At 73.7% G+C, this 16,188-nt stretch carries 16 protein-coding genes; 10 read left to right on the forward strand and 6 right to left on the reverse strand.

The genetic code is table 11. The features are described from left to right. Positions 1 to 31 precede the first annotated feature (31 nt). Positions 32 to 760 (reverse strand): SIR2 family NAD-dependent protein deacylase, encoded by a 729-nt coding sequence (locus ACH4RG_RS17680; RefSeq protein ID WP_397926970.1) that lies wholly within the window; start codon positions 758 to 760, stop codon positions 32 to 34. 65 nt (positions 761 to 825) lie between these two features. Between ACH4RG_RS17680 and ACH4RG_RS17685 the strand changes: the two genes are divergently transcribed. After that, positions 826 to 1,026, forward strand: a complete 201-nt coding sequence (locus ACH4RG_RS17685) for a DUF2191 domain-containing protein (protein WP_397917283.1) — start codon at positions 826 to 828, stop codon at positions 1,024 to 1,026. A gap of 73 nt (positions 1,027 to 1,099) precedes the next feature. On the opposite strand, the gene ACH4RG_RS17690 is transcribed toward ACH4RG_RS17685, so the two are convergent. Then, a complete protein-coding gene (locus ACH4RG_RS17690; protein ID WP_397926972.1) occupies positions 1,100 to 1,597 on the reverse strand; it encodes an NUDIX domain-containing protein in 498 nt (165 codons plus the stop codon). Positions 1,598 to 1,735: 138 nt separating this feature from the next. Here ACH4RG_RS17690 and ACH4RG_RS17695 point away from each other — a divergent pair, with 138 nt between their 5' ends. Further along, entirely contained in the window at positions 1,736 to 2,854 is a 1,119-nt protein-coding gene (locus tag ACH4RG_RS17695) for a glycerate kinase (RefSeq protein WP_397918091.1), read from the forward strand. A gap of 167 nt (positions 2,855 to 3,021) precedes the next feature. Here the strand turns inward: ACH4RG_RS17695 and ACH4RG_RS17700 are convergent, their stop codons facing one another. Further along, positions 3,022 to 3,741 (reverse strand): PucR family transcriptional regulator, encoded by a 720-nt coding sequence (locus ACH4RG_RS17700; RefSeq protein ID WP_397917285.1) that lies wholly within the window; start codon positions 3,739 to 3,741, stop codon positions 3,022 to 3,024. Positions 3,742 to 4,005: 264 nt separating this feature from the next. Here ACH4RG_RS17700 and ACH4RG_RS17705 point away from each other — a divergent pair, with 264 nt between their 5' ends. From ACH4RG_RS17705 to ACH4RG_RS17725, 5 genes are read left to right on the forward strand one after another with little or no spacing between them, the layout of a single operon-like run. Next, positions 4,006 to 4,803: an ABC transporter ATP-binding protein gene (locus tag ACH4RG_RS17705; RefSeq protein WP_397917286.1), complete on the forward strand. Its 798-nt coding sequence runs from the start codon at positions 4,006 to 4,008 to the stop codon at positions 4,801 to 4,803. After that, entirely contained in the window at positions 4,800 to 5,600 is an 801-nt protein-coding gene (locus ACH4RG_RS17710; protein WP_398539795.1) for an ABC transporter ATP-binding protein, read from the forward strand. The genes ACH4RG_RS17705 and ACH4RG_RS17710 overlap by 4 nt, the downstream gene beginning before the upstream one ends. Next, a complete protein-coding gene (locus tag ACH4RG_RS17715) occupies positions 5,597 to 6,487 on the forward strand; it encodes a branched-chain amino acid ABC transporter permease (RefSeq protein ID WP_397917288.1) in 891 nt (296 codons plus the stop codon). Before ACH4RG_RS17710 ends, ACH4RG_RS17715 begins: the two co-directional genes overlap by 4 nt. Further along, on the forward strand, positions 6,480 to 7,649 hold the full coding sequence (locus tag ACH4RG_RS17720; RefSeq protein ID WP_397926974.1) for a branched-chain amino acid ABC transporter permease: 1,170 nt from the start codon (positions 6,480 to 6,482) through the stop codon (positions 7,647 to 7,649). Before ACH4RG_RS17715 ends, ACH4RG_RS17720 begins: the two co-directional genes overlap by 8 nt. After that, positions 7,646 to 8,902, forward strand: a complete 1,257-nt coding sequence (locus ACH4RG_RS17725; protein ID WP_397917290.1) for an ABC transporter substrate-binding protein — start codon at positions 7,646 to 7,648, stop codon at positions 8,900 to 8,902. Before ACH4RG_RS17720 ends, ACH4RG_RS17725 begins: the two co-directional genes overlap by 4 nt. Before the next feature lie 34 nt (positions 8,903 to 8,936). On the opposite strand, the gene ACH4RG_RS17730 is transcribed toward ACH4RG_RS17725, so the two are convergent. Together ACH4RG_RS17730 and ACH4RG_RS17735 are read right to left on the reverse strand one after the other, a co-directional pair. Then, a complete protein-coding gene (locus tag ACH4RG_RS17730) occupies positions 8,937 to 11,168 on the reverse strand; it encodes a bifunctional serine/threonine-protein kinase/ABC transporter substrate-binding protein (protein ID WP_398163614.1) in 2,232 nt (743 codons plus the stop codon). A gap of 41 nt (positions 11,169 to 11,209) precedes the next feature. Continuing rightward, positions 11,210 to 12,058: a hypothetical protein gene (locus ACH4RG_RS17735; RefSeq protein ID WP_397918092.1), complete on the reverse strand. Its 849-nt coding sequence runs from the start codon at positions 12,056 to 12,058 to the stop codon at positions 11,210 to 11,212. Positions 12,059 to 12,490: 432 nt separating this feature from the next. Here ACH4RG_RS17735 and ACH4RG_RS17740 point away from each other — a divergent pair, with 432 nt between their 5' ends. From ACH4RG_RS17740 to ACH4RG_RS17750, 3 genes are all read left to right on the forward strand, one after another. Beyond that, positions 12,491 to 13,639, forward strand: a complete 1,149-nt coding sequence (locus ACH4RG_RS17740; protein ID WP_397917292.1) for a hypothetical protein — start codon at positions 12,491 to 12,493, stop codon at positions 13,637 to 13,639. Positions 13,640 to 13,650: 11 nt separating this feature from the next. Then, a complete protein-coding gene (locus ACH4RG_RS17745) occupies positions 13,651 to 14,274 on the forward strand; it encodes a papain-like cysteine peptidase (protein ID WP_397917293.1) in 624 nt (207 codons plus the stop codon). 183 nt (positions 14,275 to 14,457) lie between these two features. After that, positions 14,458 to 15,210 (forward strand): PIG-L deacetylase family protein, encoded by a 753-nt coding sequence (locus tag ACH4RG_RS17750; RefSeq protein ID WP_397917294.1) that lies wholly within the window; start codon positions 14,458 to 14,460, stop codon positions 15,208 to 15,210. A gap of 148 nt (positions 15,211 to 15,358) precedes the next feature. On the opposite strand, the gene pssA is transcribed toward ACH4RG_RS17750, so the two are convergent. After that, on the reverse strand, positions 15,359 to 16,186 hold the full coding sequence (pssA, locus tag ACH4RG_RS17755) for a CDP-diacylglycerol--serine O-phosphatidyltransferase (protein ID WP_397918093.1): 828 nt from the start codon (positions 16,184 to 16,186) through the stop codon (positions 15,359 to 15,361). Between the last annotated feature and the right edge of the window lie 2 nt (positions 16,187 to 16,188).

The following is a 16,188-nucleotide window of genomic DNA, read 5'->3' on the forward strand; positions in this document are numbered from 1 at the left end:
TCGGCCCGCGGGCCGGGCCCGTGGAGCCCGGTCAGCCGTCCGAGCCGCTCAGCCCGGCCAGCAGCTTCGGCAGCGAGACACCGATCGGCTCCCGGACGATCTCGTCGGCGAGTTCGTCGTACGGGGTCGGCTCCGCGTTCACCACGACCAATCGGGCCCCGTGCCCGGCCGCGATCCCGACGAGCGAAGCGGCGGGCCGCACCTGCAGTGACGAACCGACCGTCACGAACACCTCGCACGCCTCGGCGATCGCCATCGCGTCGGCGAGCACCTGCGGGTCCAGCCGTTCGCCGAACATCACCGTCGCCGGCTTGAGGATCCCGCCGCACGCCGTGCACGCCGGGTCGGCCTCGCCCGCCTCGACCCGCTCCAGGGCCCCGGCCATCGAGGACGGGGCGTGGCAGCGCGTGCGGACCACCCGGTGCGCGGTGCCGTGGAGTTCGAGGACCTTGCGGTCGGGCAGGCCGGCCCGCTGGTGCAACCCGTCGATGTTCTGCGTGATCACCCTGACCGGCACGCCGGACCGCTCCAGCTCCGCGACCGCCCGGTGGGCGGCGTTCGGCTCGGGCTTCCGGAGGGCGGCATCGCGGCGCATCAGCCACGAGCGGCGGCGGATCGCGGGGTGGGACAAGCAGAAGTCGTAGGTGACGAGCTTCTCCGCCTCCGGATCCGTGCGCCACACTCCGTTGGGCCCCCGGTAGTCCGGAATGCCGGAGTCGGGGGAGACGCCGGCACCGCTGAGGATCGCGACGAGAGCCATGCGGGTGAGCCCAGAGAATCGGCGACCCGGCGTGCGAGCGCATTACGCCGGTGTAAAGTCCGCGCATGGCCAAGGTGACCGTCAGTCTGGATGCCGAACTCGTCGTCGAAGTGATGGTGCTCGCGGGGGTCGGCAATCCTCAGGACGCCGTCGAACTCGTGGTGCGCGACTACATCGCGCGCGGCCACCGTACGGAGGCCCTGGTCGCCGACCGCGAGGGGACGGTGCGCGACGTGGAGATCAAGCCCGAGGCGCAGCAGGGCTGATCGCCGGGCACGGGGCAGGACCGAGCACCGCTGATCGCCCGTACGGGCTGGGCCGGCCGACCGCCTTCGCGCCCTACGCGACCGGCTCGCCGTCCTCCAGCTCCACTGTCCCGGCGCCGGACCTCAGTACCTCCAGCGCCGCCCGGACCCTGCTCCCGAGCGTGCCGAGCAGAAAGCCGTCCAGATCGTCGGGCGCCACCAGTCGCCAGGACAGCAGCTCCTCCTCCTGGAGCCGGACCGCCGCCAGCTGGTCCGCCGTGAGCACCCCGCCGTCGTACACGTACGCCACGATCGGCGGGCGGCCGGCGCCCCGCACCCAGTCCACCGCGAGCAGCCGTCCCGGCGCCACGTCGAGGCCGATCTCCTCCGCCGTCTCGCGTCGCGCTGCCTGCCGGGGCCCCTCACCCGCATCCGACTCGACGGACCCACCGGGCAGCGCCCAGCCCTCGCGGTAGTTCGGCTCGACGAGGAGGAGCCGTCCCTCCGCGTCACGGAAGAGGGAGGCGGCGCCGGACAGGACCCGGGGGAGCCCGGCGATGTACGTGGCGTAGTCGGCATCGGGAGTCGTCACGGCCGACAGCGTAGTGGCGTGGGCCGGACCGCACCGCCGTGGACGGCCATGGGCAGATCAGGGGGTGTGCGGATAGGGTCGGGGCGGCGCGACTGCCTGTTCGAAAGCAAGGGATGCAAGGTGACGGACGGAGCAGATGTGGAGACCGCCCGCGTGCTCGTGGCGGCGGACAAGTTCAAGGGCTCGCTCACGGCCGTGCAGGTCGCGGAGCGGGTGACGGCCGGGCTGCGGCGCGTCGTCCCCGGCGTGCGGGTGGAGACCCTGCCGGTCGCGGACGGCGGCGACGGTACGGTCGCGGCGGCGGTGGCCGCCGGATTCGAGCGCCGCGAGGCGCGCGTGACCGGCCCTCTCGGGGACCCGGTGACGGCGGGGTACGCGCTGCGCGGGTCCACCGCCGTGGTGGAGATGGCTGAGGCCTCGGGCCTCCAGCACCTGCCCGACGGGGTGTTCGCCCCGCTCACGGCCACCACGTACGGCTCGGGCGAGCTGCTGCTGGCGGCCCTGGAGGCAGGGGCGACGACGATCGTGTTCGGGGTCGGCGGCAGCGCCACCACGGACGGCGGCGCGGGCATGCTCGCCGCGCTCGGAGCCCGTTTCCTGGACGCGGACGGCAAGCCGGTGGGCCCCGGCGGCGGCCCTCTCGCGGAGCTGGCCGAGGCCGATCTCGCGGGGCTCGACCCCCGGCTGGCGGGCATCGACCTGGTCCTGGCCAGCGACGTGGACAACCCGCTGACGGGGCCCAAGGGAGCGCCCGAGGTGTACGGCCGCCAGAAGGGCGCGAGCGAGGAGGACATCGCGGTCCTCGACGCGGCCCTGGCGCACTACGCCTCGATCCTGGGCCCGGACACGGCGGCCCTGCCCGGCGCGGGCGCGGCCGGGGGCATCGGCTACGGAGCGCTCGTCGCCCTCGGCGCCCGCTTCCGCCCCGGCATCGAGGTGATGCTCGACGTGCTCGGCTTCGCCCCCGCGCTCGCCCGCGCCACCCTGGTCATCACGGGCGAGGGCTCGCTGGACGAGCAGACGCTGCACGGCAAGGCGCCGGCCGGGGTCGCCGCCGCCGCCCGCGCGGCCGGGATCGAGGTCGTCGCGGTCTGCGGCCGGCTCGCCCTGCCCCCGGAGTCCCTGGAGAGGGCGGGCATCCGCCGCGCCTACGCCCTGGCGGAACTGGAACCGGACCCGGCGGTGTCCATGGCCCAGGCAGGGCCGCTGCTGGAGCGGGCGGCGGAGTCGATCGCCCGGGACTTCCTGCTGCGCTGACGCGAAGCGGTCGTCCGCGGTTCGCGGATCACAGTTCGCGGATCTCGGTTCGCGGATCAGGCGTACGGAGATGAGGCGTACGAGGAGAGCACAGGGAGGGGGCCCGGGGACAGACGCCGGGCCCCCTCCCGCACACCGGGCCATCGCTCCCGCACCACGCCCCCGCCTCACGGCGGTGCCGACGACAGCCTCAGTACGTCCAGCGCCAGCACCAGGTCGACCAGCTCACGCGGCCGGGACAGCGAGCGCGCGGTCAACCGCTCCAGCCGCCGCAGCCGGTTGAACACCGTGTTGCGATGACACCGCAGTCGTACCGCGGCCCGCCCCACCGAACCCTCGCACTCCAGCCACACCTCCAGCGTCCCCACCAGCACCGCACGCTCCGCCGGAACCAGCGCCAGCAGCGGGCCGAACACCTCCGCGAGGAGCCGGGCCGACAGCTCCGGGCCGCTCACCAGCAGGGCCGTCGGCAGTCGCTCGTCGAGCCGGACGACCTCCCGGCTGCCGGGCGCGCACGTCAGCAGCGCCGTGCCCGCGAGACCCCGCGCCGAGCCCAACTGCCCGGGCGATCCCACCACCGGACTCATGCCTCCCGGCCCCGCACCGTGCTCCCCGAGCCGCGCCACCGCCCCGGCCGGCCCCGCCGCCCCCAGCAGCACCACCGCGACGTCCCCGTTCCCCGCGCCGCACCACCACCAGCGCGCCCCGTCCCCGTCCGGGCCCTCCGCCACCGCGGCCTCCGGCACGGGTGTGCTCAGCACCACCACCGCGTAACGCCCCCGTTCCGGCAGCCCCAGGCCGCGCGCCGCACGCTCCACCAGGTCCGGCGGCGTCCCACCCGCCAGCAGCGGGCCGAGCAGCGCTCCGTACCGCGTCCCACGCCGCATCCGCCGCTCCGTCCCCCGGGCCCGGGCGTCCCTGATGACCGCTGAGGATGCCAGCGGCCGGGCGGGCGGGCGCCCGCACGTCACCGCGTCTGTGCGCGTGCACAACGAAGCCCTTCGTTCGCTGGTCGCCCGCATCGGGTCGGCCCCGCGCCGTGGACGCACGTCCCGCCCGGTGCTGGTCTGTGGCACCACACACGACGCCACGCCTTCACCGACGAGCACGACAGGTGAACACGGGACGACAAGGCGGAAGGAGGAGGACGCATGGCAACGCTAGAGATCCGCGCGCTGTCCGTCGGCTACGGCCCGGTCCGGGCGCTGCGCGACATCTCCGTCGATGTGCCGGACGGCGGGATCACCGCCGTACTCGGCGGCAACGGCGCGGGCAAGACCACGCTGCTGCGGGCCGTGTCGCGGACCCTCGGCTTCCACCGCGGGACGGGCACCGGAACCATCCGGTTCGACGGCCGCCCCCTGGAGGGGCTCCGGCCCGCCCAGGTGGTGGCCGCCGGGGTGGTCCAGGTGCCGGAGGGCCGGCAGGTCTTCGCCCGGATGACGGTGGCCGACAACCTGCGGGCCGGAGCCCTCGGGGCACGCGGCGGGCGCAGGGCGACGGGCGCCGCGCTGGCCCGGGTCCACGAGCTGTTCCCGGTGCTCGCCGACCGCGCCCACCAACGGGCCGGGCTGCTGTCCGGCGGCGAGCAGCAGATGCTGGCGATGGGCCGCGCCCTGATGGCGGGACCCCGGCTGCTCCTGCTGGACGAGCCCTCGCTCGGCCTCGCCCCGCTGATGGCGGCCAGGATCGCCGAGACCGTGCAGGAGATCAACGCGGCCGGCACCTCCGTCATGCTCGTCGAGCAGAACGCGGCGATCGCCCTGCGGCTCGCCTCCACGGCGTACGTCCTCGACGTCGGCGAGGTCGCCCTGTCCGGGCCCGCCGGCGAACTCGCCGCGTCCGACGAGGTCCGCCGCCGCTACCTCGGTGTCGTCGACGAGGACGCGGCGGCGGACGCCGACCCGGCCGCCCGGAACCGCCGTACCCTGAGCAGGTGGTCCGCGTGACCACCACCGCCACGGACCCCGCGCACAGCACGACCGCCGCGCTCGCCGTCGAGGACGTCACCGTCCGCTTCTCCGGGCTCACGGCCCTCGACAGCGTCTCGTTCACCGTCGAACCCGGCAGTGTGCACGCCGTCATCGGGCCCAACGGCGCGGGCAAGTCCACCTGCTTCAACGTCCTGTCCGGCGTCTACCGCGCCACCTCCGGACACGTCCGCCTCGGCGACATCCACCTCACCGGACTCCCGCCGCACACCATCGCGGGCCTCGGGGTCGCGCGCACCTTCCAGAACCTGGCGCTGCCGCCGCACGCGACCGTCGCCGACAGCCTCCTGCTCGGCCGCCACCGGCTGACGCGCTCCGGGTTTCTCGCCACCGGCCTGCGGCTGCCCTCCGCGGCCCGCGAGGAACGACGCCACCGCGACCGGGTCCGGGAGATCGCCGAATTCATCGGCCTGGCGAAGGAGTTGGAGCGCCCGGCCGGATCACTGCCGTACGGACAGCAGAAGCTCGTCGAGCTGGGCCGCGCCCTGTGCATGGAGCCGAAGGTCCTGCTGCTGGACGAACCGATCGCCGGGATGACCGCGGACGAGCGCCGCCGCACCGCGGCCGTCGTGGCCGACGTGCGCGACAGCCTCGGCATCTCCATCGTGCTGGTCGAGCACGACATGGGGGTGGTGATGCGGCTCGCGGACGCGGTGACCGTACTCGACTTCGGACGACGGATAGCCGGGGGCACCCCCGCCGAGGTCCAGAACGACCCGGCCGTCGTCCAGGCCTACTTGGGAGCACCTCAATGACCACGTTCGTCGAACTCCTCCTCGGCGGCCTGTCGATCGGCTCGGTCTACGCACTCATCGCGCTCGGGTTCGTCGTCATCTTCAAAGCCACCGAAGTCGTCAACTTCGCCCACGCGTCCCTGCTGTTGGCCGGCGGCTACGTCACCGCCGTGCTCCACGACGACATCGGGTTCTGGCCCGCGCTGCTCGTCGGGACCGCGGGGGCGGCGACCGTCGGGGCGGGCATCGAGTTCTTCGTGATGCGCCGCTACCGGGGCAGCGACCAGAGCGTCCTGGCGATCGTCACCATCGGCGTCGACATCCTCCTGATCACCGAACTCACCCGCCGGATGGGCACGGACGTGCTCGCCCTCGGAGACCCCTGGGGCAACGAGGTCGTCTCGGTCGGCGGCATCACCCTCGCCCAGACCCGGATCGCCGCGTTCCTCGCCGCCGGACTGCTGATCACGGTGTTCCTGCTCGCCTTCCGCTACACCTCGTGGGGCGTGTCGATGCGGGCCGCCGCCGAGAACCCGCAGACGGCGGCGCTCATGGGCATCAGGCTGGGGCGGGTCTCGCTCGCCGCGTGGGCGGTCGCCGGAGCGCTCGCCGCCGTCGCAGCCCTCTTCCTCACCGTGTTCCCGACCCCGGGCCTGGAGCGCGCCACCTCGCTCGCCGCGCTCAAGGCTTTCCCCGCCGCGATCCTCGGCGGCCTCGACTCCACCACCGGGGCGCTCGCCGGGGGACTGATCGTCGGCGTCACCGAGTCGCTCGCCACCGGCTACCAGAGCGACCTCGCCTTCCTCGGCCGGGGCATCGGCGATCTGGCGCCCTACCTGGTGATGGTGGCGGTGCTGCTCATTCGGCCCGCGGGACTCTTCGGCACGAAGGAGCTGGCCCGTGTCTGACACCACCGCCGAAGCCGCCCCCGCTCCCGAAGCCCCTGCCGCGCCGGCCCCCGCACCCACCCGCGCCGAAAGCCTCACCGAACGACTGCGCAGGCCCCGTACGTACGCCGTCCTCATCGGCTCCCTCCTGCTCCTCGTCCTCCCCTTCTACCTGGACCGCTTCTGGCTCCAGGCCGGACTCTTCGCGATGGCGGCGGCGATCGGCGCCATCGGGCTCAACATGCTCACCGGCGCCACCGGGCAGCTCTCCATGGGCCACGCGTTCTTCCTCGCGGTCGGCGCGTACGGCTACTGCGTCCTGGCGGGCGAGAGCAGTACCGAGAACGGGCACACGCTGACCGGACTCGGGCTGCCCACCTGGCTGGCCGCGGTCCTCGCCGTGCTGCTCGCCGGAGCGGCGGGCGGGCTCTTCAGCCCCATAGCCGGCCGGCTGCGCGGCGCGTACCTCGGCATCGCGACCCTCGCGCTGATCTTCATCGGGCAGCACGTCCTGTTCAACGCGGGCTCGCTGACCGGCGGTTACAACGGCCGGGCCGTACCGCCGCTGTCGCTGTTCGGCTTCACCTTCGACGACACCGAAGTCGTGGTCGCCGCCGTGCCGTTCGGCTCCTCGGAGAAGCTCTGGTACGTGGGCCTGGCCGCGCTCCTGCTCAGCGCGCTGTTCGCCCGGGGGGTGCTGCGCGGCAGGCCCGGCCGGGCGATGAACGCCATCCGCGACCACCGGATCGCGGCCGGGGTGATGGGCGTGCCGGTGGCCCGCTACCGGGCCGGCGTCTTCGTCCTGTCCTCGATGTACGCGGGCCTCGCGGGCGTCCTGCTCGCCCTGGTCTTCCAGCGGACCGTGCCCGAGTACTTCGGCATGATCCTCTCCCTCGAATACCTCGCCATGATCGTCATCGGCGGGCTGGGCAGCGTCGCCGGAGCCGTGATCGGCGCCGCCTTCGTCACCCTGCTCCCGCAGGTGTTCACGCACTACAGCGACTCCCTGCCGCTCGTCTCCGCCCCCGGCACGGGCGGGCTGGCACCCGGTGAGGCGTCCCGCTATCTGTACGGCGCCGCGGTGGTCGCGGTGGTCCTGTTCCTGCCCGGTGGGCTCGCCCGCCTGGGCCTCGCCCGCGCGAAGAAGCCCGCGGCTCCGAAGAATCCAGGGGAGAAGTCATGAAACTCAGAGTGCTCACGGCCGTGGTCGCGACGACCCTCGCCGTCACCCTCGTCGGGTGCAGCGGAAAGGCGGCCGACGGAAAGGCGGCCGAGGAGGGCGAGGGCGGGATCAAGACGGGGCCCGGGGTCTCCTCCTCGACGATCTCCCTCGGCGCGCTGACCGACATGACCGGCGTCTACGCCTCGCTGGGCAAGAGCGTCACCCAGGCGCAGCAGCTGTGGGTCAAGCAGACGAACGACGAGGGCGGCATCTGCGACCGGAAGATCGAACTGACGGTCCGCGACCACGGATACGATCCGCAGAAGGCGATCGCCGCGTACACCGAGCTGGAGCCGGAGGTGGTGGGCTTCGCCCAGTTCATCGGCTCCCCGTTCGTCGCCGCCGTCGAGCAGCGCATCGACGGTCAGGACAAGGGCCTCGTGCTGCCGCAGGCCTGGTCGGCCAATCTGCTGGGCTCCCCGTACGTCCGGGTCATCGGCGCCACCTACGACGTCGAGACGATCAACCTCATCGACTATCTCCTCGCCGAGAAGCGCATCGCCAAGGGCGACAAGATCGGCCATGTGTACTTCGAGGGCGACTACGGCGAGAACGCGCTCGTCGGCTCGGAGCACGCGGCGAAGGAGTCCGGCCTCACCGTCGTCGAGCAGAAGATCAAGCCGACCGACAACGACATGACGGCCCAGGTCGCCGCCCTCAAGCAGGCCGGGGTCAAGGCCGTGATCGTCAGCGCGGGCCCGCGCCAGGCGGCCTCGCTCGTCGGCGTCGCGGCGGCCACCGGCTTCGACGTCCCGGTCGTCGGCAACAACTCGGCCTTCGCCCCCCAGCTGTTGAAGACCCAGGCGGGCCCCGCACTGCTCAAGGACTACTACGTCGCCGCCTCCACACTGCCCATCGGCGACCCGGGCGACGGCCCCGCCAAACTCGCGAAGGAGTACGCCGCCCAGTACCCGAAGGACGTGCTCGACAACGGCGTCGTCGCCGGTTACACGGCGGCCTCCCTGTTCGGCGAGGCGCTGTCGAAGGCCTGTGACGACAAGGACCTCACCCGCGAGGGCATCGACAAGGCGCTGCTCACGATCAAGGGGTACGGGAGCGAGTTCGGAGTGTCGCACGACTTCTCGGACCCGAAGGCCCCGTCCACCCGGGAGAGCGTCATCATGAAACCGGACGCGGGCGCCGCCGGCGGGCTGAAGGTGGTCCGGCCCGCCGAGGTCGCCGCGGCGGCGGAGTCCTTCACCGCCGGTTCCTGAGCCCCGCCGGGAGGCCTGGCCGGAGGTTGCCCGGTCAGACCTCCCGGCCGTCCATCCCGATGTACCGGAAGCGCCCCCGCTCCACGCGGTAGACGAAGACCCCGGTCCCGGTGTACATCCCGTTGGCGGGCTCGAAGGCGTAGCTCTTGGACACCCCCTTGTACGAGGTCGTCCGCAGTGCGGGCAGCAGGTCCTGGCGGCTGATCCGCTCCCGGCCCAGCCCCCGCGCACAGGCGGCGATCAGCCCGACCGCGTCGTACGCCTCCGCCGCGAACAGCGGCGGCGCACTGCCGAAGCGTCTGCGGTAGGCGGCGGCGAACGGATGCACCGAGGGCACGGAAGCCGGGTCGGCGGCCGTCGAGACGACCAGCCAGCCCGCCGCGTCCTCGCCGGCCTCCGCCAGGAACCGGGGGTCGTGCACGGCCTGGGTGCCGATCCTCGGTCCGAGGAACCCGGCCCTGGTCAGCGCTTTGGCGAACCGTCCCGCATCCCGCCACCCACCTCCGTACACCACCGCCCCCGGCCGCTTCGCGGCGATCCGCTCCGCCTCCGTGCCGAGGTCGCGCGTGCCCTGCCGTACGGTCTCCGCGAGCACCGTGCGTCCGTTGCCGCGCAGGCCGGCGTCGAGGAAGCGGGTGGTCTGCCGGCCGTACTCCGTGCCGTCGTCGACCAGCGCGATCCGGTCGATCTCGTACGCCCCCAGGAACTGGGCCACCGGCAGCATCTGCATGTCGTTGCGCGGCCGGGCGCACAGGAAGATCCGGTTCAGATGACGGATGTCCCCGTCGACCACGCTGAGCAACGGCAGCGCCGCCTCGTCGTACGCGACCAGCGCCTCCCGCGCCGCGTCCGTGCCGGTCGCGCCCAGGGCGGCCACCAGCAGCGGGTCCTCGGCGAACCGGCGCACCGCCGCCCTGGCCCGCTCCTCGTCGCCCCCGTCGTCGACCGTGGTCAGCCGCAGGGTGAACGGGGCGTCCCGCTGCGCGTTGTGCTCCGCGACCGCGAGCCGCGCCGCCCGGTCCTGTCCCTTGCCCAGGGCCGCCGCCGGGCCGCTGAGGTCGGCCTGGAGCCCGATGCGCAGCTCCGGGCGGGCCGTCTTCCCGTCGTCTCCCCCGCCCCCGCCGCCCGAAATCCCGCCGCCCGAGTCCTCGCGGTCGCCGGAGGAGACCAGCCACGCGGCGGTGCCGCCCGTCGCCGCGAGCGCCGCGCCGCCGACGACGTACGCGAGGAATCGGCGACGGGCGGGGGAGACCGGGATGGTGGGGGTGTCCCGGCCGCCGGATCCGGTCCCCGCCCCGGTGCCCGTTCCCGGGTTCATGCCCGTGCCCGGGGCCGGGCCCGTGTCCGGGCCGCCCGTCGCGCCGGCGTCCAGGCTCGTCGCGTCGATGCCGGGCAGGGCGAGCATCCGCGCCGAGCGCTCGGCGATCAGATGGGTGACCGGACCGGGCAGCCAACTGCCGCCCGACACGTCCTCGGCGAACGCCCGTTGGATGTCCGCCGCCGCGGGACGGCTCCCGGGGTCCTTGGACAGGCACGACTCGACGACGGGAAGCAGCCCGGGCGGCAGCGCGCTCAGGTCCGCCGTGTCGTGCACGGTGCGGAACAGCATCGCCTCCACCGGGCCGCTGCCGAACGGCCGCCCGCCCGTGGCGGCGTACACCAGGACGCAGCCCAGCGAGAAGACGTCGCTCGCCGGTCCGATCCGCCGTCCCTGCGCCTGCTCGGGCGAGAGGAAGCCGGGGGAGCCGACGATCACGTCCGTCGCCGTGAGGACGGTGTCGTCCAGGGCCCGCGCGATCCCGAAGTCGATCAGCCGGGGCCCGTCCAGGCCCAGCAGGACGTTGCCGGGCTTGACGTCCCGGTGCACGAGCCCCGCCGCGTGGACGGCGTCCAGCGCCTCCGCGAGCATCGAGCCCAATGCCCGCACCCCGCGTTCCGGCAGCGGCCCCCCGCCGCCGACCGCCTCGCTCAGGGCGGGCCCGGGCACGAACTCGGTGGCCAGCCACGGGGCGGGCGCCTCGGTGTCGGCGTCGACCACCGGCACCGCCCACCGGTTGCGCACCTGCCGGGCGATGGCCACCTCCCGCCGGAAACGGGCGCGGAAGGCCGCGTCGTCGGCGTACTCCGCGCGGATCAGCTTGATCGCCACCAACGCGCCGCCGGGCGACCGGCCCAGCAGCACCACGCCCATGCCCCCGGCGCCGAGCCGGCCGAGGACGCGGTACCCGGCGATCCGCGCCGGGTCGGTGGGACGGAGCGGTTCCATCAGGGGTCAGTGCCTTTCGTCCGGGCGCGCGGTCACTTCAGTCACTTCAGCTCCAGCTCGACGCGGTAGAGCACCTTGGCGCCGCCCTCGGCGGCGATCCGCAGCAGGTCGCTGTTCTGGTAGCCCTTCGCGCCCTTGACCGACACGGCCGTCGTCACCGGCCCTATCCGGGACTTGGTCCACACGTAGTCCTGGATCCCGCCCGACTCCGGGCCGGTGTACTTGCCCGCCTCGAACAGCGAGGCGTCCGCGTTGCGCACGTCCTTCTGATCGAACCGGAGCGACATCAGACCGCTGAGGCGCTGGCCGTCGCCCAGTTCCTGCTGGGGGCAGCGGAAGCTCTCCTGGACGGTGTCCTCGATCTCCTTCTCCGCGCCCGCCACGCTCCGGTGCACGGTCACGGTCACCGCCCCCTGGACCCGGCCCTTGCCGTCCCGCGCCGGGATGTCGAGCCGCCGCGTGAAGCTGTCCAGGACACCGGGCGGCAGAGCGGAGCGGGTCCAGACGCAGGAGTCGGGGAGCACGGGCCAGCTGCCGCCGCTCTCGTAGGGGGTGTGTCGGACCATCCCGGCCGTCCAGTCGGCCTCCCCGAGTGCGGCGTCGCGGGTCAGCTTCCGTGCCTGGGCCGCGCTCTTCGGGACCCGCGCCGGGTTCGGTGTGAACTCGTAGGCACTGGGCAGCGCCCCCGGCAGCGTGGACTTCCGCGCCCCCGGCTTCCCCGTCGCCCCCGACTTCTCGCCGTCCGCCGCCCGGCCGCCCTGCTTCGCCGATCCGCTCGGTTTCGGGTCCGGTCCGCCCCCGCCCTTCGACGCCGACCCGCCGCACCCGGCCAGCAGCACCCCCGCCGCCGCGACCGCCGCCACGCGTGTCCCCACCAGCATCAGCTTCATCATCGGACCCCCCTGGTCCTCCGCTCCGCGCCCTGGCCGAATCGTCCGGGCGTCGTCAGCGAGGCGATCCTAGAAGCGGGCCGCGCCACGGTGACGGGGAGCCGCTACTCATCCGGTCGGTGCGACGGCTCAGCCGACAGCGGGGTTTCGTCTCTGGCGCACCGGCGCGCGGGATGGTATGCGCCGGACATGAAGGACGACCGGCATTGGCCGGATCTCCACCGCCGACACGCGGGGGAAGCCCGTCCCGGCGCGGCGCCGGTGGGGGCTCCGGCTTCCGACGGCCGCTCTTCAGGGCTTCATGATCGGCGCAAAATTGGTCTGGACCACATGGAGGAGCCGGTGATTAGCTCGTTCCGGACTCCGCGCCCCCGGGCCGGGGCCGCCGGCTTCCGAACATGTCCTGCCGAGTCCTGCTGAGGGGATCCATCCGTGATCGACATCGTGGCGGTACTCAGGGCCGAGGACGCCGCTCTGGACTTCCTCTCCGTGATCGGCGGCCAGGAAGGCGAGGTCCACGTCCTGTGCGGCGACACCGGCGAGCGCCTGGTGCTCCCGGCGGGCCGGCCGCTCGCCGAGCGGCTCGACGCCCTGGGCCCCTTGGTCGGGCCGCTCGACGAGCACGCCGCCTCGCCCGGCCCCGAGGCCCTGGCGGCCCTCGTCGAGGCCTCGGCCCAGGGCGGCCCGGCCCGCCTCTGGACCCACTCGCCCGCCGACACCCGGCGCAGCCGCGGCCGTCTCGGCCGCGACGCCGCCGACGCAGCCGGGGAACGGCCCGTCAAGCACGCCGTCGGCCACTCGCCCTACCTCCAGTTCATCAGCGACCTGGACCGGCCCCTGGACCGGGTCGTGGTCGCCGCCAAGCTCGGCTTCGTCAACCGGCACTGCGGACACCTGCTGCGCGCCGCCTCGGAGGAGCACGTCGTCCGGACCGGGCGGGTCCACGCCACCGAACGCTTCTTCGCGGCCGGACCCGACGAACGCGAGCGGCTGTTCGCGCTCATGGCCAGCCTCGACGAGGAGGCCGCCTCGGTGCCCGACCCCTGGGAATTCGCCACCTCCGCCTACGAGGCGGAGCGGCTGGACGCCACCGTCGCGTGGATCGCCGGCCACAGCCCGCCCGGCAGCGGCCCCCTCGTCGAGGTCGGGGCCTGCGAAGGGGCCCTCACCGCCCGGCTCGTGGACAAGGGCTTCACCGTCCACGCGACCGAACCCAACCCGGTCTTCCGCCACCGGCTGTCCGCCCACGCCGGGGACACCGCGCACATCCACGCGGAGTCCCTGGAGGACCTGGCCGCCCGCCGGGAAACCCCGGGCGCGGCCTACCTCCTGATCGAGATGCTGTACTACGGCCAGGATCTCGCCCTGCTCGACCGCCTCCCCGCCGACCTGGTCTTCGTCGCCCTGGAACCGGAGACCCTCGCCGCCCGGCTGACCCCCTGGCTGGAGCACACCCCGCACTGGGAGAAGGCCGACGAGACGCCGCTCGTCGCGCCGGCGCTGGAGGCCGTCTGCGGCGGCCGTGCCTATCTCAGCAAGCGCGGCAGCATCGGCGTCCTGCTGCGGCGCACCGGCGTCTGACGGAGTCCGCGATGTACGACGCCTGCGTGGGGCTCGGTTACCACTGCGAGTCGACCTACCAGCTCCGCCGGATCACGGGCGTCGAGCGGGCCCACTTCTTCGACTGGCTGGACCTCGACCTCATCGCCGTCAAGGAGACCATCGAGGCGGACTTCGCCAACGTCCTCCGCCCCGGAATGGGCGAACCCTTCAGCGACGGCGCCTGTGTGCGGGACCGGGGCTCGAACATCCGCTTCTTCCACGAGTTCCACGCCCCGGAGGGCGCCCCGCTGACCCCGGCGCTCATCGCCGAGCAGCATCCGGCGGTCCGGGCCAAGTTCACCTACCTCGCCAACCGCTGGCGAGCCCTGACCGCCTCCCCGTCGCGCGTCCTGTACGTCCACCAGGACGCGTTCGACGAGAGCGGCGTCCCCGAACTGGCCGACCTCCACCGGTTGCTGCGCGCCCGCTACCCGGACCACGACTTCGATCTGCTGTGGCTGCGCCGTACGCCCCCGAAGAACGCCGACGCACTCCCGCCCGGCGTCCTGTGGGGCACGGTCGCCCTCAGCCCGGACCGCTGGGAGGGCGACGACGTCGCCTGGGACACCGCCCTGGCCCCGCTGGACATCCCCCGCCGCACCCCGGGGACCTGAACACCCGCCCGCCGAGCCGCCCGAACACTCCGGAGGAACCGTGCCCATCTCCGCAACCCCGCCCTGGCGCACCGTCGTCGTCTCACCGCACTTCGACGACGCCGCCCTCGCTGGACATCCCCCGCCGCACCCCGGGGACCTGAACACCCGCCCGCCGAGCCGCCCGAACACTCCGGAGGAACCGTGCCCATCTCCGCAACCCCGCCCTGGCGCACCGTCGTCGTCTCACCGCACTTCGACGACGCCGCCCTCTCCCTCACGGGACTGCTCCCCGCTCTCCCCGGCCCCCTCGCGGTGGTCACCGTCCACGGCGGCTCCCCGGCCCCCGGCCTGCCGGTCTCGGGGTGGGACGCCCTCTGCGGGTTCAGCTCCGCCGTCGAGGCGTACCGAGTGCGGCGGGCCGAGGACGCCCGCTCCTGCGAGCTCCTCGGGGCCGAGCAGGTCCTCGTCGACCACCCCGACGGCCCGTACGTCGGCGAGGGCGACGAGCCCGCCGGCCTCGACGCCCTGCTGCGCTCGCTGGCCCCCGGCACCCGAGTGCTCGTACCGCTCGCCACCAACCAGCCGGACCACGAGGCGGTCCGGCTGCGCACCCAGCGTGTCCTCGCCGCGGCCGGGGCCCCCGAGCCCTGGGTCTACGCCGACCTGCCCTACACCGGACACCTTCCCGAGTGGGGCACCCCCGGGGCGGGCGAGGCACTGGCCGCGAGCGAGGACTGGGGGCCCGCCTACCAGGAGCTGAGCCGCACCCACCGGCTCACCGTCCGCCATGAGCTGGTGCTCTCCGACGAGCAGTGGGCGGCCAAGCGCGAGGCGGTCCTGTGCTATGCCTCCCAGCTCGCCGCGCTCGCCCCCGTACACGGAGCGGTCCTGTCCCGGACGGGCCCGCTGCGCGCCGAGCTGATCTGGAGCCTGGAGCCCCGCGACGACGAGTGACGCGGACGCCGGGAACGCACGAGCGCCCGGAACGCCTGAGCGCACCGGGAAGGCACAAGGCCCGGCGCCGCATCGGCACCGGGGACGCACGAGGGCCCCGGATGCCGGGGAGCATCCGGGGCCCTCGCCCTGGTTCACGTATCCGCCGCTACGGCAGCTGTGCCGCCCGCGCCTCGCGCCGGTTGTCACGGAACGTGTTCACCCGTCGCGCCGTGGCGAACAGCGGGATCACCGCGCCGAGCACCACCTGGAGCGCGCAGCCGGTCTGGAGCAGCAGCTGGCCACCGGGCGCGTCGAACGCCCACGCGGCGAGCAGCCCCATCGCGGCCACGATCCAGCCGAGCATCGCCACCGCGAGGACGCCCCGCGGCTTGGGGTACTCCACCCGGCTCACCATCAGCCACGCCACACCGACGATCGCCAGCAGGGTGAGCGGGAAGGGCAGCTCCAGGAGCACGATCGAGACGACCGTCAGCGCGCCGAAGGGGCTCGGCATGCCCTGGAACATGCCGTCCTTCAGCGTCACGCAGGAGAATCTCGCGAGCCTGAGCACCACCGCCAGCAGCACGACGATCGCCGCCAGTGCCGACACCCGCTGATGGGCGTCGTCGGCGACCATGCCGTACACGAGCACGAAGTAGGCCGGCGCGAGCCCGAAGCTGATGAGGTCCGAGAGGTTGTCCAGCTCGGCGCCCATCGGCGAGGAGCGCAGCTTGCGCGCCACGAGACCGTCGAACAGGTCGAAGATCGCGGCCATCAGCATCAGGATCACGGCGGTGGCGGCCGAGTGCCGGGCCATGCCCGTCTCGTCGCTGCCCGTGAGGTGCGGGATCAGGATGCCCGTGGTGGTGAAGTACACCGCCATGAACCCGCACGTCGCGTTACCGAGCGTGAGCGTGTCCGCTATCGACAGCCGCATGGAGAGCGGCATGTCCTCCGCGCCGTCGACGTCGTTCTCGTCGTCGGCCTCCGGCACCC

Origin of the sequence: Streptomyces sp. NPDC021019, from assembly GCF_044333295.1 — a bacterium.
Taxonomy (GTDB): domain Bacteria; phylum Actinomycetota; class Actinomycetes; order Streptomycetales; family Streptomycetaceae; genus Streptomyces.